This is a genomic window from Halorussus aquaticus, from assembly GCF_024218795.1.
In the GTDB taxonomy this organism is placed as follows: domain Archaea; phylum Halobacteriota; class Halobacteria; order Halobacteriales; family Haladaptataceae; genus Halorussus; species Halorussus aquaticus.
This window is the reverse complement of the sequence record NZ_CP100403.1, coordinates 17504-35287: the sequence shown is the minus strand read 5'-3', so window position 1 is coordinate 35287 and position 17784 is coordinate 17504. Positions and strand designations below refer to the sequence as shown.

The window sequence follows — 17784 nt, the reverse complement described above, 5'->3', positions numbered from 1 at the left end:
CGACAGGTCAGTAAGCGTGGCAACCGCGATTACAAGCGGGAAGACTGTAACCGAATCTCCGATTGCGCCGGTTACTTCGCCTATTGAGAAGCGAAGCGATTGGTTTCTCTCATACACCTTGGAGAGTGCCATCAGACCCGTCTATGGTCGGGACGGGTATCCCTTTTTTCAGTAACGGCACGACCTTACTAATATAGGTGTTCGTAACCAGTACTGGTTGCCAGCATTCTTCGCACGACCGATCTACTACATTTGCACCACGGATTGCACGATGGAGAGCGTACATTTATCGAAACGGCTTTGTGCAGAATAATGGTGTGAGATTATTCACCCAGATAATCAGAACGTAGTTGAGTGTGAAAATCTCGTGGTTTGATACCGATAGCAATCGAATCCCCCACGTTGGCAAATGTGAGTCACAGCCTGAGTAGTCCGACCCACGAAAGACACACCATGGAACACCCTACTGATTCGGCGTCACTCGACGCCATGTTCGACGAGCTGTGGAACACCCACCGTCATCGCATCTTGTTGGCGGTCTCCGACCAGACCCCACGCACCGAAGACGAGGTCATTCCCGAGTGCCTCGCGTTAGAAGAGCCTGATGATGACGACCGCAACGGAGTGAAAACGGAGTTACGCAACGTTCATCTTCCAAAGCTGGCCGAGCACGGCTATATCGAGTGGGACGCGGAGACACAGACGATATGGCGTGGGCCAAACTTTGAGGAGGTTGCGCCACTCCTCAGACTGGTGGATGACCACCGCGATGAGTTACCAAAAGGGTGGCTATAATGGCTTCCAAGCAGATGGAGTTAGAGAACTCACATTACGGAAAACGGGTGTTACTATCGACTATGGAATCCTGTCACCCAGTTTCTCAACACCAAAACTGGGAGTTAATATGTTAATTATTCACAAGGCTGCGAATCGTAGTGAGCGGATGAGCAGCCGATCACCAAACTACCGCTGCTCACAAAACAATGAGAGGTCTTTCGATCCCATGGATGTACTCACCACTCTTACCGAACTGGTACGTGACACAGACACCGGAGTGAAGAGAGAATCGGGAAGTGAACGCGACCGTCTCGCTGCTGCCGTTGACGCAGAGTCGGAGATGGATCGCGCCCTTCTCATGTGGGGCACCAGAAAGAAAGCCCTCCTCAAACTGATCGAATTGTATGGTGGGCGGGTGCATCAAGCGGAGTTAGTTGATCGCACAGGGTGGTCAAAATCCTCAGTCAGCAGATATCTAAGTGAATTGGAAACCGACGGTGCGATCACCCGTGTTCGAATCGGACGTGGCAAAATTGTCCTATTTCCTGATGACCCACGTGTGGATGACCTTTCGAAATCAAACATCACTGACTGATAACTCGGAACAGTGTGAACACTTCCACCAGTTCCGTGATACCCGTAACTGTCTCGCAGGCACTTCATCTCGGTGAAGCAGTCATGCTGGGGCGGTGTTCGGCGTGATTGGTGCGCTGATTGGTGAACTACCCAGCGTGTCTTCTACGCGCACGCTGAGACTTATCTCGACCCGCCCGCCGCAAGTATCGTAGTCACGTCGCTGCTGATTGCTATACTAGTAATGAGCGGCTCTTACCCAACTCCGCATGAATACCGCTTCCCTGGATGAGCGAACAGGATAAGTTCGCCCCACGTATTGATCATCCGCAGTACTCCAAAAATACGTACAGAGAACCACTGAGCAACTTAGGAGCCCCACTAACAGATTCCATATTTTTAATACGAAAATAAGCAGGAGGGGTTCGTGGGGAACTTGCCGTTCTTGCTCCGTCTTAGGCCGTAAAAGACAGGGCGACAAATTCAGGGCGGATACATATTAGAGCCAGGGTTGACCAATTAGCGCGATGGCGGGAGATTGGGGCGTATTCATCAACGATGGATGAGTCCCTGTATCCGGCTTCGAACATCATCGGCGGAACCGTACGTTTGGTCGTCGGTCGGGGCAAGCACTTCACTAAGAGGTTTCCGTCCGCCCTGCGTTTCGATCTCGTAGTCGCCATAAGTCTCGACCAATTCCTCCGTCGTGGCTGGATAGTCGTGGGTTCCGAGGGCGTCATCAAGGTCACCGAGCTGCTCGCCCGGGTTGTCGCGCACCGGTTCGGCTTCATCGGTGCGGTTCCGTGCCTCCTCTGCTCGCGCTTTCGCTGGCGTTGCTTTTCGTCATCCGCTTGCTTGTCTCGGCCCTGTTTGTCATCTACCATCCCTTACAGTAGGCGACCGATTCAAATAAGGGCTTGGGCCCTCATCGCTGTTACCATTTCGAGCAGACCGTCCAACCACCCCAAGACCTATTCTGAAACATGGAGGCGTACAACGTTGACGACGTTGACCACGCCTATTTGGCGAGGAGATCGCGTTGCAGGTCTTGATACAATTTGAGAAACGGCTCCAATTCATTGAATCGCGGGCCTTTCGTGACCCGGTGCTTCTTGCGATCCCACTGGATGAATCCATACTCCTCCAGAATGGGGAGATGGAGGTGGCGCATCAGTACGAGTGGATCCAGTTCCCCCGCGGTACGCTCCCTGAGCAGACAGACGAACTCCTGCCCATCCTCGCCAACCATCACTGCCGCACAATCTTGTCCTACTTCCAGGATTCGGCGGACGATGTCGCGTTGGTTCAAGACCTCACGGACGAGATTAGCAAACAAGCCCACGGCGGGATAGAACAGAATATTCTCAAGCTCCAGCACTCGGCACTCCCGCGACTGACAGATGCCGGTGTCATTGACTACGACCGGCGGAGCGAGACAGTCCAGTATCGGGGTTCCCCGGAGCTGGAACAGTTGGTAGGCAGCGTCGCAGACCTCTATCCGTTAGCGGACACTCCCAGTGGTATTGCCTTCGATAAATACAGAGTTTTAATCGCCTTGAGAGCAGTGTTTCACATAGTTTGACATTATTGGGTGGGGTCGCGAACTGGGACGAGGCCGCTCGCCATCAGTCGGCGGGTGATGACAACGAGCCCGTTCTGGAACCCGCGCCCAAAGATGGCCTTCTCCTCGCCCGTGGCCTCATAAACCGAACTCAGCAGGATCGTACTCTGGTCAATCAACAGCATCCGCCCGATCGCCACCTTGTCGCCGTCGTTGGGGTGGAGCCACTCCAGTTCCGACAGGAACACCTCCGCGTCGGGGACACGCTCTCGAAGCTGGTCGCGTATCTCAGCCGTCACCGTGCCGAGCAGTACGTCGACGTCGGTGGCCGCGACCTCGTCCAGCGTCTTGACCAACTCGTCGGTCACGAGCGACTCTGCACTGATGACATACACCACTTCGGATTCGGCGTCCTCAAGCAGTTTATGCGTGCGATTCGTGATCGCGTCCGTGCTCGACAGCGACCACACCTCGTGGGTCACCGGCTCATCGTTCGTCTCGGCGGGTTCGATGGCGTCGATCGCCGCTTGGAGGTTCTCGATCCGGGACTCGTACTGGCGCCGAAACGTTTGGATGGCCTCCTCGAGCGGCACCGCCCGGTACTGCTGGGGATTCGTGTGCTGGATCTCGACGAGCCCCTGTGCCTCCAGTATGCGAATCGCGTCGTAGACCCGCGTCCGCGGAACGTCGGCGATGTCGCTGATCTCTTTTGCGGTCGCCGTCGGTTTTCGCGTGAGGGCGATGAAACACTTCGCTTCGTATTCTTTGAGGCCAAGCTGCTGGAGCAGTCCAACGGCCTCCGCTTGTTTGTCGCCGTCACCCATGTGTCCCAACCACCGGGACTGGCCCGGATATTTAGAGTAGAAGGTCACGCCGCTTAGTCGTTGGCGTTGTGGTCCTGTTTGGAGGTCGAGGTTTCGGTGCGTGAACAGCCGTTCGAAGATGAAGGGTTTGCGGTGGAATCACCCGTCTCGCGATAGCAACCGGGACAATCGAGCGAGCGTAGCTGCACCGCGGACATACTTCCCGCACGACCGCCGCATCTGACACGATGGAGACGAACTCAAAATACAGAGTATGTATACCCCAAAGTGTTATCTACAGAGGTGCGGGCATCGTCGATTCTCTTAGCGATTGTAGTTATGTACCGTGGGATTTGACCGAAACATACCCATCCGAGAAAACACTCACCTCGCAACTATTATAATTAAAAACAACCTTTCCAACTGCTAGGTTGTTGGCGAACAAGCTCTCCAAGGCGTCGGAGTCGATCACTTCGGAGAGCGGAGGAGTTAGTTCGAGGGGGTCAACGTCTTCTACTTCGGCTACTTTCTTAACCACTTCATTGCATACATTACCGACGTGTGCTGTTGCGATCTGTGTTTGGACCATAGACCACTATAGTCGCTCACCCTTCTTGAACCTGTTGTATGCTTGATAGTTTCCAGAGCGACTTAAGAGGGGCTGGAAATTATCCAGTGTCGTCTTCATTCGCAAACTCCTGTCCGAAGTGGTTGTACGGGTTGGTTCGTTCCTGTTTCATCATCTCCATCCGCTCAATATCGACGCCGAGTTCGTCCAGCGCTTCAAGGGAATCCTCAATGTCGTCCGACGTGAGGCCCACTAATTCCAACGACAGGTTTTCATTGTTAGTCAATAGCTCACGGATGCTTACGATACCGGATACCTCCATGAGGTCGTCCAGCATCTTCTCTCGGTCTTGGAGGGGGACTGTCGCAGTGAGGAGGAGGTGATGACCTAACCCCGTTTCGCTGTACTTGATGATTGGTTGATAACCGAGAATAACACCACGCTCCTCAAGCCGGTTAATTCGGTTAGCAACCGTGCTGGACGAAACGCCCACTTGCTCAGCCATGTCCTCGGTCGTGTTACGCCGGGCGTCCTTCTGGAGCAGATACAGAATGCCTTTATCCACGTTGTCGAGTTCCTCGGAAACCATCTTTCCACTGTAGAGGTCGCAACGGGAAATGGCTTTCCGCAGTCGTCAACACACGCCGACCGCGCGGTTGCCGCCGTATGGACCAGTACCGATTCATGGGCGTCGTCGAGAGCATCGATGTCGTGACCGCCTCAGCGTCGCGATAACCGCATCAACCACATACGACTATACGGATTCACAGACGAGGAGGTGCAGAGGTTGGCAGTTTAGATTTCTACAAACCACCAGATTCTATATATGACTAGGCTACTTCATTCGCGGCCTCGATTTTCTCCACGCCGTCCGCGACGACCACCCCGAACTGCCGTTTCTCCTCTTTCCATCACCCAAGCAACGGAATATATTGTTAGAGGAGATTTAGACGTGGATCGGCCATGTTGGATAATACTCTACCCATCGGAGCGAGGATGACGTGAAAACGCATGCCGGCACAGTCGCAGGCGCACCCGTTTCGGGCGATGCGGTTATGTTTTAAGGGTACTTGTTGTACCTATGTCCACGATAGCCACGTTCTCTGTTCCTGCTGACGCCTTCCCACTCGGCCACATCTTCGACTCCTTCCCCGAAATCACTATCGAAATCGAACAAGTCGTGCCGACAAATCATGCCATTCTCCCCTATTTTTGGGTCCGCGAGGAGCCCGTTGAAAACGTGCAAACGACCCTCGAAGCACAGGGGGCGCTCAAATCGTACACGCTCGTCGACGACCTTGGCGACCAAGGCCTGTTCCGTGCCGAATGGGACCCAGATGTTGAAGGTATCCTGACCGGGATTGTCGACGCCAAACTGACGGTCCTCTCCGCGACTGGCACCGAGGATGAATGGAAATTCGAGTTTCGAGCCGAGGACACCAATCAAATCGCAGAGTTCCAAGAATACTGCGCCGACCACGACATTGAGATTACGTTAGGACACATTCATTCGATTGGAGCCCGAACCGATGAAGGAGCGCACGGCCTCACGTCGGAACAACGCGAGGCCGTCTTGCTCGCCTACAAGAATGGCTATTACGAGACACCGCCAGAGACGAACCTTGGTGAACTGGCGGAGGAACTCGAGATTGCCAACCAGTCGTTCTCAGACCGACTCCGACGAGGGACACGTAATCTCATCGAAGGAACACTCGACGTGACGTAACCGTACCCGCCCCCTTTTAAACCCGCTGAATATACTATCCTGTGGCTCAACCGAATCAAGTGCCTACGGAGGAGTGGAAACACTCAAAATGACTGACTCTACTGGAACTGCTTCGGCTACGTCGCACACTACCACGAACAACGACGGAACGACGTACTGTGTGCAGGAAGGTGAATCGGTCACCGAGGCTGTTCTCCGCGCCGTCAGTGCTGAGAAAGACTCCCACCCGGCAGAACTCGAATCACTCTACTCGGTCATCGAAACTGACGCACTCGATAGACTGTTCGCACCACAGATGAGCGGCCACCCGCGGATGGCAAACGGGACAGTCGCCTTCAGGTACAACGACTATGACATCCGGGTCACGCATGACGGAGAGGTCCTCCTTAGAGAGAGTGGGGGAGAGTAAATGTACCAGCTTGATTGTAACTATTGTGACGAGCTGGTCGAGGGGGAAGCCGTAGACCCGGTGAAAAGAGACGCGAAGACGCACCTCAAAGAGAATCATGCCGAAGATGTGCTAACTCATCTAAAGGAACAGTATACAAACGTTCCATGCCAGAACGGGTGTGGATACACAGTTCCTATCGGCGTTGAAAACGTCGCAGGAGTAGAGTGCCCGGAATGCGGCCACGATAACTTTTCATCGCTCTTAGACCAGTATGTCTTCTTCAGAATAACAGCAAATAAACCATGAACTGTTCTGTAAACCATGAGTATCCGCGTCTATCCCCTCAATCAACTAACGAATGTACTGGCTGTCAAAAAGAGGAGGGGAAAGTGACTAAAGTAACATTTGAGAGTGGGAATATCGAGTGGGCATCCATTTGCGAGGACTGCATCATAGAGTACGTTAGGGATTCTGAACGTCGCTGAAATCGACCGTATACGGCTATCATGAACTATGGTTTGTAAGCACCACGTACTTAGCAAATCCGATAGCTCGATTCTACTCTCGTATATAAATGAACAGTATCATCAACTCCTCCAGATCTTCGTGGTACTACACGCATACTAGACGCATCGCCGATACCCAATCTGCACCCCGATTAGACACGTCCTCGACCCAGTCAGGGATTCGCAAGAAGTCGCTTTCGGCGTGCGCCGCACTCGCGGCGAGGTCGATATCCTCACGGTTCGAGTTCTAGCCTATGGGTTCTCGATGGTTACGGCAAGCTCAAGCGCCTCATTAAGAAGCGATGGTGTGTAGGTATAGGCGGCTGTTTCAGTTCGCCGGTCGTAGTCTACGAGGCCGTAATCTTCGAGTTTCGGCAGATGAGTATGCACAAGGTCGGTTGCAACAGTCTCGATGTCTTCGGACGACACTTCGTCGGGTGGGATGTCTTGTTCCCACGCCGCCAGTTGGATGGCGAGGTCGTCAAGTTGTGCTTGTTCGCGGTCGCGGAGATAGGAGAGAACGTATCGTCGCCGCCGATTGCGGAGTGCCTGAAAAACTCGAGACACCAGCGATGCTCCGCCGTCATTGGCCACCGGGGTTTCTTCCACCGGTTCCCTGCCGGAGCCATCGTCAGACATTGTTTGAGAACATGGGGTAAGTTAGGTATTAAACATATGGCTCGATTGTAGACAGAAATATATTCATTTTTCCTACCATTGGGAGAGATTTTCGGTCGGCGACCTACCGTGATGGCTCTACTGATACTGGGATGTCTATTGGCGCATCAACATCCTCATAATCCGTCGGTAACTGGAAATCGGTAGTGGGGTATTTAACCCGGGGCATCAAGCGGATTGATGGATGGCGGACTGTCCTGATTCTCGGCGGCCTCTACGTCGCAATTGCCGTCGGCTTCCCGGTTACGCCGTTCGTTGGCGAGCGGTCAGCCAACGAAGTACTCCTGATCTCGCTTCTCGTCGGAGGAGCGGTCTCGTGCTTGTCTCCGGTGGCTATTGGCTCTCGAAAACGGACATCCGGCCGACCTCTACCACGTCGTCGCTGGTTGGTGCGTCCCCGCTATTGAGACGATGGTCATCCTCGCAGTAGTCGCACTTCTCACGGACATGGCCGACCCCCCGGGAACGTCCTCATCCTGTCTGCGCTCGCCAGTGTCGCTGGGCTCGGGATGGGGGATTACGCTGGCCGGGCGCAAACGCGAGCGGTTGACGCCGAAGAGTACAGCCAAGAATTCGAACGCTACAAGACCATCGTCGAAACCGTCCATGACGGCATCTACATCACCGACGAGAATAGTCGCTTCACGCTAGTCAACGACGCGTACTGCGAGCTGGTCGGCTACGACCGCGAGGAACTCCTTGGATCGCCCTCGTCACTCGTGCTGGCCAACGAGGTGGACACTGAATTGCTGACCGACGAGGTCCAACGCGACCTCGAAGCGGCGGCCACCGACTCGACGACGTACGAGACGACGTTGGAAACCGCGACTGCTTCGACAACTTTGATCCCAAGTGACGAGAACTCATCCACACGATACTCGACGGTGTCGTTCAACACAGCGGTAGATGACAAACAGGACAGATATATGTGGGATTTCCGTCGGAGGGCCGGTTACTGTGCATCCATCATCGAACGAACCAACTTTCAGTAAAACCACTCATGTAACTAGTTATATATTTCTGCGCTGACCGTACTGGTGGAAACCTGCAGAACGTATAAAATACAACCGTTGGAACGGACACAGGATTGAAACGTCAGTAATTCCTTGCCCCTCTTGATCGTGCTGTATTCCATCAAATGTACCGAGTGCGGCGTCACTCGCACTGGATACAAGAAAGACGGACACGTACAACCGGCACGAGAGGCCTGTATCAACTGTGGCACTACTGACTACGTAGTTCTGAGTGACAAAGCGGATGCATCCTCTCAGTAGGCCGCTACCTCATGGAGGATGTGGATACTTCCGTCTCCAGACTCGATAAGTTCGCACCATGGATTACGCGATGGAGAGCTTGGATTGAGCAGTCGACGGTGTGACTACCGCCATTCTTAGTGCTGTTGAACCCATCCGGAAAGACGACCATGAGCCAACCTACCGAGCGTCGCTGGGAGTACAAGACGCTCAGACCGCCTTGCGACGAAACCAAGAAAGAGGCCGAGGACCCACAGGCAACACTGAACACTTGCGGTGACGATGGCTGGGAACTCATTACCACAATCGAGTACACCGGTGGCGAGACCAAGTCTCTCGTGTTCAAACGACCCGTTGAGAAAGCCCCAGTCGCAACGAGGGATAGTTCGCTATGAGCGAGCAAACCGAAGATGCCGACATTAGCACGGCGAACACAATGCGCGAACGGGCCGATGAGAGTCGAGTTAAAATCTGGTTGCTCCTCGCAGCGAACCGATTGCAGGTAACTGCTGTGCTGGCGCTGGCCATGTTCGTGGTATTCGTCGTCGTAGTCACAGTCCTCCCTAAGCCCATCCAGCCACAACTCCGGTCGGACGACACCATCGAGACGATGTTTTCGACGATGATCGGGGTGATTATCACTGGCACCACGCTCGTCGTCACCATCGGTCAGGTAGTCCTCTCACAAGAGAACGGCCCGCTCGGCAAGCAACGCGACCGCATGGAGAACTCGATGGATGTCCGGGACGTCGCCGAAGACCTGATAGGTACCCCCAGTCCGGCAGACCCCTCAGCGTTCCTCGGGGAACTCGTCGGGGTGGCCGAACAACGGGCGAAGGCACTCCGCGAGAGCGTCTCCGACAACGAGAGTGAACAGTTCCGCGAGGAAGTCAATGAGTTCACCGAGAGTCTCATCGGCAACGCCGAGACGGTCCGCGATCAACTCGACGGGGCGCAGTTCGGCACCTTCGACGTGGTGTTTGCGGCACTCGACTTCAACTACGGCTGGAAGATTTTCCAAGTCGAGCGGCTCGCCAGCGACTACGACGATAGCTTGAGGGACGACGAGATCGAGCTCTTGGACGATCTGAAGACCGCACTTAGCCTGTTCGCTCCGGCCCGCGAACACGTCAAGACACTGTACTTCGAGTGGGCACTCGTCTCGCTCTCAGAGCTCATCCTCTACGCCGCGTTCCCAGCGTTAGCGGTCGCCGGAATCATGCTCACGGTTGTTGACATAGGAATGTTTCCCGGACATCTACTGGGTATTCCGAATATAACGTGGGTGATTGGTGGTGCGTTCACCGTGACGCTGGTGCCGTTTCTGCTGTTCATGGCCTATGTCTTGCGAATCGTAACGCTTGCCAAGCGAACGCTTGCGATTGAGCCGCTCATCCTCCGCGAGTCGCAACGGTAGGGACGGTGTAGCCTCCACAGTGGTCAGAAGTCAGTCGGTCTCGAAGAACCGTTTTCTCGAACAGACACGCACAATACCACCACGCATTGAGCAACACCGCTGAATCAGTTACGGGCTATAAACTGGATAAAGAAATCGTATCGCCACTACTGTTACGCCTGTTCTGACCGGAGTTCTTCTGCACGTCGCTTAAGCCGTCGAAGGATTTGAATGCGATTCTGGTGGGTGTTCTCGTAGGCGACACAGGCACGGAGCGTGTCCATGTCGTCTATCGTCGCGATGCTCGGGTCAATGAGCCGGATGTTTCGCGGCTCAAGTCGTTGTTCTGGTGAGAGTCCATTCGATTCGCCATCTGTGACGTTGCTCATTTGTTGTCGCCTCTGCTCCTGTCGGAGGCGACGAAAAAACAACCGAGAGCGATTTTTTGGACTCTACACCGGAAGACTACATGAGACGTGTTTCGAGGTGCGGATGAAAGAGCGCGACCGGACTAGCAGTCGCGGTCGGTGTACCGCTGGCGCTCCGACCGAATCCTGCCAGCGAGGACCTCGCTTTCGTAGTGATGGCCGACGCTTCTATCGAGATTGACGAGTTTGAACACGCCGTCACCGGCCCAGCCACAGTCGGCTGAACATCGAGCGACCGCGTACGCATCTGCACCCTCGCCAAGATGGATACCGTCGAGCGTGAGCGCGCTATCGCACGCTGGACAGATGGGACTGACCGAGGTGTACGTATCCCCGAGCATCGCTTCGATGTCTGCCGTGGCGTCACCGAGCGTCTCGTTGAGGACGCTGCCGACGGCCGTTTCGAGTGACTCACAGAGTGCCTGCTGTTCGGCTTCGTCCTCTGGAAGGTTGGCGTTCGTGACTGTGATGGTTAGTCGTGCGAGCGAAGCGTCGTCATTGGTGTTTTCGGGGGCAGTCATAGAGTTCGGAATCTGCTGTTGATTGTACTTCGATACAGCGTGGGCGAACACAGTGAGGTCGTCTTGACGTACGGATTGCTATTCGGGGAGGTCACGTCGGCCAGTTCGGTAGCACTCCCAGCACGGAAAATCGCTGGAGAGGTCTGCACAGTCACAGTCCGGTTCTTCTGCCTCTGCTTGTTCTTTGGAGTCCTCCTCGTGGTCGTGAGGGTGGTTCGGAGGCTGGACAGTCTTGCCACCGTCGGCGAGAAGTTGGTGGTGGCGGACGGCGTCGAGAATGGGTCGGCGGACCGCAACAGCGACACGGTGTTTACACGCACCACTGTATTTCGCGTCTGCCGGGCACGTACACGCGGTCGGCAGGTCGTCCTCGATGCGGACGGTGTATTCGTGATTTTCCGGGTCGGCATAGCTCCCGTTCCGAACACGAACATCACCGTTCTGGAGTTCGAACTCGAAGGCTTCGTACTGTGCTCGTTTCCTCACTCTACTCGTCGTCTTGAGTCTTGCAAGTGGTGTCGTCATTGTGGTCGTGAGGCACCGAGAAGTCGAGTGCCCCGCACCCTTCGGGGGCAGAAGAACTAACCGACCGGCTCTAACTCGTCCATCGAAGCGACGTATCTATCTCGTTGTGAAACGCATGGAGCGACTCTCTTTGTGGACAAGACCTGTTTATTATCTGCATCTCGGTGGGTCGTTGTTCACTCGAGTTGTTGGAACCACTGAGCGAGTTCCTGCTGGAACCGATTGAACCACTGCAAGTCATCGTGGAGTACGTCGTACACAACGTCGTGATCGACGTCGCCGTATCTGTGCGCGAGAATATTTCGAAACCCGACTGCTTCTTCGAGTTTCGCCTGCGTCTCGTTCGAGATGATGTCTGCTTCCCCAAGCGCCTGTATCTCCTGTTTGGCGGTTCCGCTCGGGGAGAGATTCTCTGTCGACCGAACGTGCTGAGCGAGGTCGATACACGCCTGAATAAGGTTCATCAACGTCCGCTCGACTGCTCGCTGGGTCACCATATCGTCCACGTACTCGGCCTTTGAGAGACCTCGCATCTGTTCGAGGTCCTCAATGTACTGGTTGATGTGGCGGAGTTTGTCAACGAACACGTCTTCGTTGACCATCTATGCGTCTCCGCTTGCTAATCGGTCGATGAATTCACGCTGTTGGCGTTTTCGCTCGTCGACCGTTGATTCGTACTCTTTCTCGATTTGCTCGTGGTATGTCTCGACGGCCTGTTCGTCGCCAGTTAGCAGGAGACCGTCTTGGAGAGCGGCGTGTGCGACGGCAGTCGGGAGTTGCTCGATATCGCTTACGTCCACAAACTCCTCGGCATACTGCTGGAGGTCTGCATCGATTTGGTTTCGCAGTCGGAATCGTTCCCGAGCGTCCAATGTCTCCGGGAACCGGAGTGCGATGTCCACGTCTGAGTCTGGTCCAGCAGTTCCGCGTGCGTGCGAGCCGAAGAGAATCGCAAAGACGACTCGCTGTTGGTCGAGATACGACCGCAGTCGGTCGAGCTCGACGCGTTCGACCGCGGAGTCGTCTGTATGCACCATACGTACGTGTTCATCGTCCCGCATAATATAGTTGTGTTGCCGATTAGTCGAAGCGCTTGCCGAGTTCACGGACCTCGGCAGTATCTTCTTCCTCTGGTATCTTGATCGCGTTCCGCATCTCACCCACTTGCTCATTGTCGAAGACATCCTGAAGGTCGCGGAGCGAACGGTTGTCGATGAGGCGCTCGATGGTATCACTAAACGACTCTCCTTCCTGTCTACTTGCTTTGATGCGCTCGTAGAGGTCGTCAGCAAGGCGAACGTGGCGCGACATCCTTGTCGACGACATTGCCGCCGAAGTTGAATCAGTATTTGGGTCACTCACGAAACCACTCCTGACACTCCCGGCGACTGTCAGCGACAGTATCCGGCTTGATCGGACGCGTCACACCGTTCAATCCTCAATCGGCTCAAGAGTCCGAAGGTCTGATTGCAGGACGTCGCCATGCCGGACGACGTATCGAGCGGCAAGCACCGGGAATCGACACTTGGTGAATCCGGCCGTCTGAATATCGAGTTCGTCGCCCTCCTCAACGTACGTTGCGAGTGCTCGAAGGAACTCGTGGGTCCGCTGTCCTGCTTCGGAGTCGGGCAGGCCGTTTTCTCGACGCCCATAGACCTCGAATGCGTCGTAGCCCCAAATCGAGAATCGGTCGTTGTCGTCAACCTCCCATTCGAGCGTTCCGAAATAGTATGATTCGTAGCGTTCTCGAACTGCCTGTGCATCTGTGACGGTGACACCGTCCGACGTTGTTGCTGCTTGGAGTGTTGCCATATTTCTCGGGCAGGGACTGCTATCCCCGCACCCTTTCGGGGGTCGAAAAATTGCCCCGGATGTCGTTTCTATTCGAGTCCCGAATCCTCGTTTAATCCGTTTGCGTTCGTCTTATTCCGCCGGTTGAATTTGGCGAGCCTCCTCGGCGAGATCACGAATGTACGCTCGAAGTACGTCCATATCTTCTCTGGCGTCGTCGAGCGTTTTCGCTTTCACCTTTGCCTTGATCTGGTCTTCGTCCCGTGTCCCCGTTCCCCGCTTGAGTTTCACCGTGAGCGAGACACCGACGTCGCTCCGCTCGATGTGCTCTGTCGGTGATGATTCGTCATCGGTCGCTTTCGATTCGTTGCTTGCACGAGACGGTGAGTTGTGTTCTGACATGGTGTAGCTGTATTACTTGGTGTTCAGTTGGACGGTGCGACTGCGTTGCCGGACAGTTCACGAAGGGCGTTTTCGATGTCGGTACCGGTGAGTCGCCAGTACCCTTCAGGATGGGAGCAGTCTAACTGGCTCACGACCCGGTTTTTGAACGCGGTGTAGTGGGTTAGTGCGACATCCTCGTTGCCGGTGTAATCCAGCAAGAGTGCTAGCGCGAGTTGCGCCGGGCCACTCCCACTGTATCCCCAGCTGAAGCCCGAGGGACTGTGATTCGCCAGTTCGAGACTCTGCTGTGGCGTCACCTGCTCCTGCCCAGGTTGTTTTTCCACAACAGCGCGTCCGCGCCGCCGGTAGCCGACGTAGACAACATCCTGTTCCTGGTTTGGCCGTGTCTGTTCAAGTGATTTCGAGTCGGTTGTTCCACTCATAGTTTATTCCGAGAGACTACTTCGAGTCCCCCGCACCCCTTAGGGGGTGAAAAACCAGAACGGAATTCCGTTTGGCAACATATTTGGTAGTCGCAATTTACAACTCAATTATATCAGGATGGCTGTGCTGGACGACCTCTCCGGTTTCGAGTTCGAAGACGTGATAGAGGATGTGTTCCGGAATCTCGGCTACGAGAACGTCCGGCAGGCCAAGCGGACGGCCGACGAGGGCCGGGACGTTATCATGGAGGAGGTCGTCAACGGAACCCGCAGAGCGATCATTGTCGAGTGCAAGCACACAGACACGGTTGGGCGGCCGGTCGTCCAGAAACTGCATTCGGCTATTGCGACGTTTGACTTCGACGGCCCAAAGCGGGGGATGGTCGTCACGACCGGCCGATTCACAAATCCCGCCGAGGAGTACGCCGAACGCCTCCAGCAGAACGACGACCCGCATCCCATTGAACTGCTCGACGGTGAGGATCTCCGCGAGATTGCCGATGAGGTGGGTCTCGACCTCTACAATGGCCGCATCGAGATCCTCTGTGACGAAACACTCCGACCGTACGACCCGGCGGCCGACGTCAACGCACCCGTCCAGGAGGAGTTCCGAGATATCGAGAACATCGAGGCTACGGACCTCCCAGCGCCACACTCACAGGTGACGTTTCGTCCGGTGGTCGCAGTTACTGCTGACACAAACGCCGTCTTCGAGACTTCGGTCGGCGTTATCCATCGGGTCAACGAACGCACGCGGTTCGTGGTACACGCTGAACGCGGCCACCCCAAGATGGCCGATGATGCCGTCGCGACGCTGGTCACCGAGAACCTCCACGCGACGGTCGACCTCGACGGTGAGCGGTTCAGGGACGTGTTTGACGACGTTGAGGAGCATCGGTTCGGCCAGACCCAGACCGAGTACAAGGAATGGGCGGTCGACCGACTCCAGGACTATCACACGACGACTGTAACCTATACTGGCGACAATAACGTTACCTACAACAAGACCTGCGAGCCGAATCTGTCTGATATTTCCGTGCAGTCAATCGAACCTGTGTATCTTCCTGAGATTCGTCATACGACCGAATTGGGGGAGTACTCGTATCCTTACGAATACTACGCGACAGGTCCGTCTCGGGTGACCGTTGAGGACGGCATCCATCGTTGCGTCCACTGCGAGACGAACGGTGTCGACGAGAATTACACGTACTGTCCGAACTGTGGAGCGATTGCCTGTGGTAGCCACATCAAGACCGAACGGCTGGAACAAGAGCCGGTCTGTACAGGCTGTGCGGTCACTGAGCGGTTCGCGCTGAAGACGAAGTACTTCTATGACGAAGAGAACCTCGAAACGTTCCGTGAAGAATATGCTGAAATGCCGCTTCACGAGAAAGCAATGGAGAACAAGCTGCTGGTCAGCGGCAGCGTAGGCGTGACGCTACTAGTCATCGTCGGCCTGCTCATCATTGGCGGCATCATCTAGAACGGCTGTGTTCTCATGCGGGTCAGCGACAAGTGCTGTGAAAGTGAAGTTCAGCGATTCGTGGGACTGCCAGCTTGCCCGCTTGAACACGTTCTTTCCCCAGTTTTAAGCAGATACCTGAACGGATATGTCCGTTGGAGGAGTTGGACGACAACAACGCCACTGAGCCGTCCCGGGCAGAGTCGACTGAGGGTGTAGTGAGTAGACGATGCACTCCAACCCACATGTGGAGCAACATGTATAGGCGTGGAGAGGGTACGTCCACGTATGGCAGCTGAAGAAGGCCCCGAGGAAACGAAAGTCAGCGACCGCGGAATGGTCACAATCCCAGCGGACCTCCGCCGGCATCTCGACATTGAGCCGGGCGATAAGCTCCGGTGGACCACTGACGAAGAGGGAGGTCTCTCGGTCGAAATCGTCCATCAGCGAGAGGGCGTTTTTGACGACTTTGAACCCGTAGACGCTGGGGAGACGAACGCGGTTGAAGCTGAGGCCGAGTTCGGGACCGAGTAATGGCGGTTGCTCTTCTAGACACGAACGTTCTCTTCGCTAGTGCCAGTGCCCGCGACGAGTACCACGACCGCGCCCGAGAGATCGTCCGCGGAATCGACCACGGTGAGCTCCCAGACGCTCTCATCACGAACTACGTGGTCGCGGAGACGCTGAACCTTTCTCGTGAAAAACTCGGTGCAGGCCCGGCAAATCAGATGCTGGACCGGCTTATCGAGGGTGCGCACTTCGAGATAGTCCACGCTCCGAAGGCGGATTTCAACGCCGCACAGGCCCTTTTCCGGCGATACAACGAACTCTCCTTCGTGGATGCGACTCTTGTGGCGTATCTAGAACGGGAAGATATTGAATACCTCTACTCTTTTGATGACGACTTTGACGCGATTAACGGCCTGAAACGGCTGGATACGTCCGATAACCCGTTCAGCTGACTCGAAGGCACTACGAATTCAACCGTCTTATCCTTCATCTCTATCTGGACTGCTATTGACTGGATCGTCGAGTTTTATTTCAAGATACGGCAATCCCATCTCCATTTTGAACGGCGTGTTCACCGAACTGATAGAATGCACTAACCGCTAACGGGACATTACAGATAATTTGATACTAGTACTGGACTGGAACGTACCGAGTCGGTGGTAGCTATTTGACAAACAATACTAAATCGATATATAAGAGTCTTCAACTCTAATTTACAAACAGCGATTTCGGAGTTCGTTCCAGCCACCGATACTCGAATGACGAGTCGTTGGTCGCTCCACAGTAACTCGGACTTCATGCACCCCTCAGGGAGGACGAAAAACTCACTGCGGTTACTCCGTCACGTTCCCTGGCTAGCTCGGGCATTCAGTAGTGAACGTCTGCTGGGACAATCCAGAGATTCTCGCCCTCGTCGAGGATGCGGTCAAGCTGGTCTCGATGCCGAATGCCGCTCCCGTGTTCGTCGTACAGGAAGATGGTGGGGCCGTCGTATGCGCCGACTTGGTGGAACGCATGCCGGGCAAGCCCGTCGTCGCGCATAATCTCCTCGTCGCTCAGTTCCTCAAGTGCCTCCCGGACGCGGTCGAGATTCCGCTCGAACTCGCTCTTCGTCGCCTCCCACCCACGTTCCAGCAATTCCTGACCATCGTCGGATTCCACAAGAACTGCTACTGGCAGGTCGCCCCACCGGGCCTTCCCAGCGACTGACGTGCCCGACTCGTCAAACGTTACGTAGTAGTCGAACACTGCAGTCGCGTGTGGACTGGCTCCGACGAGTTGGTCGAATACCGTCTTTCCAGTTGCGAGTGCGTCGTCTCGTGTCGATGCCTCTACCAGCGAATAAATCACCATATGCATTGGTTCTCACTTCGATCTGCCGACGCACGCGACTACACGCCGCGCTACTGCTTGGTGCGCCGGCACTCATTGCCGGCGCAGAAAAAACACGGACCGACATCGTCCAACCAGGAAGGAGTGGTGAGTGGG

At 55.1% G+C, this 17784-nt stretch carries 26 protein-coding genes and 2 pseudogenes; 13 read left to right on the top strand and 15 right to left on the bottom strand.

The window, feature by feature from the left end; translation table 11 throughout:
- Nucleotides 1-489: 489 nt before the first annotated feature.
- From NGM06_RS22615 to NGM06_RS24570, 3 genes and pseudogenes are all read left to right on the top strand, one after another.
- Nucleotides 490-795: a DUF7344 domain-containing protein gene (locus NGM06_RS22615; protein ID WP_254270821.1), complete on the top strand. Its 306-nt coding sequence runs from the start codon at nucleotides 490-492 to the stop codon at nucleotides 793-795.
- Complete coding sequence (locus NGM06_RS22610; RefSeq protein WP_254270820.1) at nucleotides 758-1372, top strand: helix-turn-helix transcriptional regulator; 615 nt, start codon at nucleotides 758-760, stop codon at nucleotides 1370-1372. Before NGM06_RS22615 ends, NGM06_RS22610 begins: the two co-directional genes overlap by 38 nt.
- Nucleotides 1373-1513: 141 nt before the next feature.
- Nucleotides 1514-1642, top strand: a pseudogene (locus tag NGM06_RS24570) (DUF7973 family transport facilitator); the annotation flags it as partial.
- Nucleotides 1643-1902: 260 nt separating this feature from the next.
- Here the strand turns inward: NGM06_RS24570 and NGM06_RS22605 are convergent.
- Nucleotides 1903-2234 (bottom strand): annotated as a pseudogene (locus tag NGM06_RS22605) (DUF5789 family protein).
- Nucleotides 2235-2398: 164 nt separating this feature from the next.
- Here NGM06_RS22605 and NGM06_RS22600 point away from each other — a divergent pair.
- Nucleotides 2399-2932, top strand: coding sequence for a DUF7344 domain-containing protein (locus tag NGM06_RS22600; protein ID WP_254270818.1), 534 nt, complete (start codon nucleotides 2399-2401; stop codon nucleotides 2930-2932).
- A 2-nt stretch (nucleotides 2933-2934) separates the two neighbouring features.
- Here the strand turns inward: NGM06_RS22600 and NGM06_RS22595 are convergent, their stop codons facing one another.
- The 3 genes from NGM06_RS22595 to NGM06_RS22585 form a co-directional block, all read right to left on the bottom strand.
- Entirely contained in the window at nucleotides 2935-3735 is an 801-nt protein-coding gene (locus tag NGM06_RS22595) for a TrmB family transcriptional regulator (protein ID WP_254270817.1), read from the bottom strand.
- Between the two features lie 316 nt (nucleotides 3736-4051).
- Nucleotides 4052-4303, bottom strand: a complete 252-nt coding sequence (locus tag NGM06_RS22590) for a HalOD1 output domain-containing protein (protein WP_254270816.1) — start codon at nucleotides 4301-4303, stop codon at nucleotides 4052-4054.
- A gap of 79 nt (nucleotides 4304-4382) precedes the next feature.
- A complete protein-coding gene (locus NGM06_RS22585) occupies nucleotides 4383-4871 on the bottom strand; it encodes an Lrp/AsnC family transcriptional regulator (protein ID WP_254270815.1) in 489 nt (162 codons plus the stop codon).
- Nucleotides 4872-5363: 492 nt separating this feature from the next.
- On the opposite strand from NGM06_RS22585, the gene NGM06_RS22580 reads away from it, so the two are divergent.
- From NGM06_RS22580 to NGM06_RS22570, 3 genes are all read left to right on the top strand, one after another.
- The gene (locus tag NGM06_RS22580; protein ID WP_254270814.1) at nucleotides 5364-6008 is read left to right on the top strand and encodes a helix-turn-helix domain-containing protein; all 645 of its coding nucleotides are present in this window, start codon (nucleotides 5364-5366) and stop codon (nucleotides 6006-6008) included.
- Between the two features lie 160 nt (nucleotides 6009-6168).
- The gene (gene ddfA / locus NGM06_RS22575) at nucleotides 6169-6417 is read left to right on the top strand and encodes a DdfA family disk-determining factor (RefSeq protein ID WP_254270813.1); all 249 of its coding nucleotides are present in this window, start codon (nucleotides 6169-6171) and stop codon (nucleotides 6415-6417) included.
- Nucleotides 6418-6705 (top strand): hypothetical protein, encoded by a 288-nt coding sequence (locus NGM06_RS22570; protein ID WP_254270812.1) that lies wholly within the window; start codon nucleotides 6418-6420, stop codon nucleotides 6703-6705.
- 452 nt (nucleotides 6706-7157) lie between these two features.
- Here the strand turns inward: NGM06_RS22570 and NGM06_RS22565 are convergent, their stop codons facing one another.
- On the bottom strand, nucleotides 7158-7544 hold the full coding sequence (locus NGM06_RS22565) for a DUF7344 domain-containing protein (RefSeq protein ID WP_254270811.1): 387 nt from the start codon (nucleotides 7542-7544) through the stop codon (nucleotides 7158-7160).
- Nucleotides 7545-8092: 548 nt separating this feature from the next.
- Between NGM06_RS22565 and NGM06_RS22560 the strand changes: the two genes are divergently transcribed.
- The 3 genes from NGM06_RS22560 (at nucleotide 8093) to NGM06_RS22550 (ending at nucleotide 10253) form a co-directional block, all read left to right on the top strand.
- The gene (locus NGM06_RS22560) at nucleotides 8093-8575 is read left to right on the top strand and encodes a PAS domain-containing protein (RefSeq protein ID WP_254270841.1); all 483 of its coding nucleotides are present in this window, start codon (nucleotides 8093-8095) and stop codon (nucleotides 8573-8575) included.
- A gap of 431 nt (nucleotides 8576-9006) precedes the next feature.
- Nucleotides 9007-9231, top strand: a complete 225-nt coding sequence (gene sp36, locus NGM06_RS24565; RefSeq protein ID WP_254270840.1) for a Sp36 family protein — start codon at nucleotides 9007-9009, stop codon at nucleotides 9229-9231.
- Nucleotides 9228-10253: a DUF7972 family membrane protein gene (locus NGM06_RS22550; protein ID WP_254270809.1), complete on the top strand. Its 1026-nt coding sequence runs from the start codon at nucleotides 9228-9230 to the stop codon at nucleotides 10251-10253. Before sp36 ends, NGM06_RS22550 begins: the two co-directional genes overlap by 4 nt.
- Nucleotides 10254-10405: 152 nt before the next feature.
- Here the strand turns inward: NGM06_RS22550 and NGM06_RS22545 are convergent, their stop codons facing one another.
- From NGM06_RS22545 to NGM06_RS22505, 9 genes are all read right to left on the bottom strand, one after another.
- Nucleotides 10406-10621, bottom strand: a complete 216-nt coding sequence (locus tag NGM06_RS22545; RefSeq protein WP_254270808.1) for a DUF8129 domain-containing protein — start codon at nucleotides 10619-10621, stop codon at nucleotides 10406-10408.
- 122 nt (nucleotides 10622-10743) lie between these two features.
- Nucleotides 10744-11181, bottom strand: a complete 438-nt coding sequence (locus NGM06_RS22540) for a hypothetical protein (RefSeq protein WP_254270807.1) — start codon at nucleotides 11179-11181, stop codon at nucleotides 10744-10746.
- A 78-nt stretch (nucleotides 11182-11259) separates the two neighbouring features.
- A complete protein-coding gene (locus NGM06_RS22535) occupies nucleotides 11260-11706 on the bottom strand; it encodes an SWIM zinc finger family protein (protein ID WP_254270806.1) in 447 nt (148 codons plus the stop codon).
- A 176-nt stretch (nucleotides 11707-11882) separates the two neighbouring features.
- Nucleotides 11883-12308 carry a type VII toxin-antitoxin system HepT family RNase toxin gene (gene hepT, locus NGM06_RS22530; RefSeq protein ID WP_254270805.1) on the bottom strand — a complete coding sequence of 142 codons (426 nt, stop codon included), beginning with the start codon at nucleotides 12306-12308 and terminating at the stop codon, nucleotides 11883-11885.
- Entirely contained in the window at nucleotides 12309-12743 is a 435-nt protein-coding gene (gene mntA, locus NGM06_RS22525) for a type VII toxin-antitoxin system MntA family adenylyltransferase antitoxin (protein WP_254270839.1), read from the bottom strand. It abuts the gene before it with no gap.
- Between the two features lie 43 nt (nucleotides 12744-12786).
- Nucleotides 12787-13017: a DUF7557 family protein gene (locus tag NGM06_RS22520; RefSeq protein ID WP_254270804.1), complete on the bottom strand. Its 231-nt coding sequence runs from the start codon at nucleotides 13015-13017 to the stop codon at nucleotides 12787-12789.
- Between the two features lie 120 nt (nucleotides 13018-13137).
- Nucleotides 13138-13518, bottom strand: coding sequence for a hypothetical protein (locus NGM06_RS22515; RefSeq protein ID WP_254270803.1), 381 nt, complete (start codon nucleotides 13516-13518; stop codon nucleotides 13138-13140).
- 111 nt (nucleotides 13519-13629) lie between these two features.
- Nucleotides 13630-13899 carry a DUF7389 domain-containing protein gene (locus NGM06_RS22510; protein WP_254270802.1) on the bottom strand — a complete coding sequence of 90 codons (270 nt, stop codon included), beginning with the start codon at nucleotides 13897-13899 and terminating at the stop codon, nucleotides 13630-13632.
- Between the two features lie 23 nt (nucleotides 13900-13922).
- Nucleotides 13923-14324: a DUF6166 domain-containing protein gene (locus NGM06_RS22505; RefSeq protein WP_254270838.1), complete on the bottom strand. Its 402-nt coding sequence runs from the start codon at nucleotides 14322-14324 to the stop codon at nucleotides 13923-13925.
- A 118-nt stretch (nucleotides 14325-14442) separates the two neighbouring features.
- Between NGM06_RS22505 and NGM06_RS22500 the strand changes: the two genes are divergently transcribed.
- The 3 genes from NGM06_RS22500 (at nucleotide 14443) to NGM06_RS22490 (ending at nucleotide 16748) form a co-directional block, all read left to right on the top strand.
- Nucleotides 14443-15807: a restriction endonuclease gene (locus tag NGM06_RS22500; protein ID WP_254270801.1), complete on the top strand. Its 1365-nt coding sequence runs from the start codon at nucleotides 14443-14445 to the stop codon at nucleotides 15805-15807.
- 267 nt (nucleotides 15808-16074) lie between these two features.
- Complete coding sequence (locus NGM06_RS22495) at nucleotides 16075-16320, top strand: AbrB/MazE/SpoVT family DNA-binding domain-containing protein (RefSeq protein WP_254270800.1); 246 nt, start codon at nucleotides 16075-16077, stop codon at nucleotides 16318-16320.
- On the top strand, nucleotides 16320-16748 hold the full coding sequence (locus NGM06_RS22490) for a type II toxin-antitoxin system VapC family toxin (RefSeq protein WP_254270837.1): 429 nt from the start codon (nucleotides 16320-16322) through the stop codon (nucleotides 16746-16748). Before NGM06_RS22495 ends, NGM06_RS22490 begins: the two co-directional genes overlap by 1 nt.
- Before the next feature lie 415 nt (nucleotides 16749-17163).
- Here the strand turns inward: NGM06_RS22490 and NGM06_RS22485 are convergent, their stop codons facing one another.
- The gene (locus NGM06_RS22485; protein WP_254270798.1) at nucleotides 17164-17655 is read right to left on the bottom strand and encodes a DUF7995 family protein; all 492 of its coding nucleotides are present in this window, start codon (nucleotides 17653-17655) and stop codon (nucleotides 17164-17166) included.
- Nucleotides 17656-17784: the final 129 nt, after the last annotated feature.

What these genes read in the sequence shown, in the direction of transcription:
- NGM06_RS22550 (WP_254270809.1), top strand. Translation starts at nt 9,228, where the DNA reads ATGAGCGAGCAAACCGAAGATGCCGACATTAGCACGGCGAACACAATG.
- NGM06_RS22615 (WP_254270821.1), top strand. Translation starts at nt 490, where the DNA reads ATGTTCGACGAGCTGTGGAACACCCACCGTCATCGCATCTTGTTGGCG.
- NGM06_RS22565 (WP_254270811.1), bottom strand. Translation starts at nt 7,544, where the DNA reads ATGTCTGACGATGGCTCCGGCAGGGAACCGGTGGAAGAAACCCCGGTG.
- NGM06_RS22585 (WP_254270815.1), bottom strand. Translation starts at nt 4,871, where the DNA reads ATGGTTTCCGAGGAACTCGACAACGTGGATAAAGGCATTCTGTATCTG.
- hepT (WP_254270805.1), bottom strand. Translation starts at nt 12,308, where the DNA reads ATGGTCAACGAAGACGTGTTCGTTGACAAACTCCGCCACATCAACCAG.
- NGM06_RS22580 (WP_254270814.1), top strand. Translation starts at nt 5,364, where the DNA reads ATGTCCACGATAGCCACGTTCTCTGTTCCTGCTGACGCCTTCCCACTC.
- NGM06_RS22505 (WP_254270838.1), bottom strand. Translation starts at nt 14,324, where the DNA reads ATGAGTGGAACAACCGACTCGAAATCACTTGAACAGACACGGCCAAAC.
- NGM06_RS22560 (WP_254270841.1), top strand. Translation starts at nt 8,093, where the DNA reads ATGGGGGATTACGCTGGCCGGGCGCAAACGCGAGCGGTTGACGCCGAA.
- NGM06_RS22540 (WP_254270807.1), bottom strand. Translation starts at nt 11,181, where the DNA reads ATGACTGCCCCCGAAAACACCAATGACGACGCTTCGCTCGCACGACTA.
- NGM06_RS22590 (WP_254270816.1), bottom strand. Translation starts at nt 4,303, where the DNA reads ATGGTCCAAACACAGATCGCAACAGCACACGTCGGTAATGTATGCAAT.
- NGM06_RS22535 (WP_254270806.1), bottom strand. Translation starts at nt 11,706, where the DNA reads ATGACGACACCACTTGCAAGACTCAAGACGACGAGTAGAGTGAGGAAA.
- NGM06_RS22520 (WP_254270804.1), bottom strand. Translation starts at nt 13,017, where the DNA reads ATGTCGCGCCACGTTCGCCTTGCTGACGACCTCTACGAGCGCATCAAA.
- mntA (WP_254270839.1), bottom strand. Translation starts at nt 12,743, where the DNA reads ATGGTGCATACAGACGACTCCGCGGTCGAACGCGTCGAGCTCGACCGA.
- sp36 (WP_254270840.1), top strand. Translation starts at nt 9,007, where the DNA reads ATGAGCCAACCTACCGAGCGTCGCTGGGAGTACAAGACGCTCAGACCG.
- NGM06_RS22490 (WP_254270837.1), top strand. Translation starts at nt 16,320, where the DNA reads ATGGCGGTTGCTCTTCTAGACACGAACGTTCTCTTCGCTAGTGCCAGT.
- NGM06_RS22545 (WP_254270808.1), bottom strand. Translation starts at nt 10,621, where the DNA reads ATGAGCAACGTCACAGATGGCGAATCGAATGGACTCTCACCAGAACAA.
- NGM06_RS22610 (WP_254270820.1), top strand. Translation starts at nt 758, where the DNA reads ATGACCACCGCGATGAGTTACCAAAAGGGTGGCTATAATGGCTTCCAA.
- NGM06_RS22595 (WP_254270817.1), bottom strand. Translation starts at nt 3,735, where the DNA reads ATGGGTGACGGCGACAAACAAGCGGAGGCCGTTGGACTGCTCCAGCAG.
- NGM06_RS22515 (WP_254270803.1), bottom strand. Translation starts at nt 13,518, where the DNA reads ATGGCAACACTCCAAGCAGCAACAACGTCGGACGGTGTCACCGTCACA.
- NGM06_RS22510 (WP_254270802.1), bottom strand. Translation starts at nt 13,899, where the DNA reads ATGTCAGAACACAACTCACCGTCTCGTGCAAGCAACGAATCGAAAGCG.
- NGM06_RS22485 (WP_254270798.1), bottom strand. Translation starts at nt 17,655, where the DNA reads ATGCATATGGTGATTTATTCGCTGGTAGAGGCATCGACACGAGACGAC.
- NGM06_RS22495 (WP_254270800.1), top strand. Translation starts at nt 16,075, where the DNA reads ATGGCAGCTGAAGAAGGCCCCGAGGAAACGAAAGTCAGCGACCGCGGA.
- NGM06_RS22570 (WP_254270812.1), top strand. Translation starts at nt 6,418, where the DNA reads ATGTACCAGCTTGATTGTAACTATTGTGACGAGCTGGTCGAGGGGGAA.
- NGM06_RS22500 (WP_254270801.1), top strand. Translation starts at nt 14,443, where the DNA reads ATGGCTGTGCTGGACGACCTCTCCGGTTTCGAGTTCGAAGACGTGATA.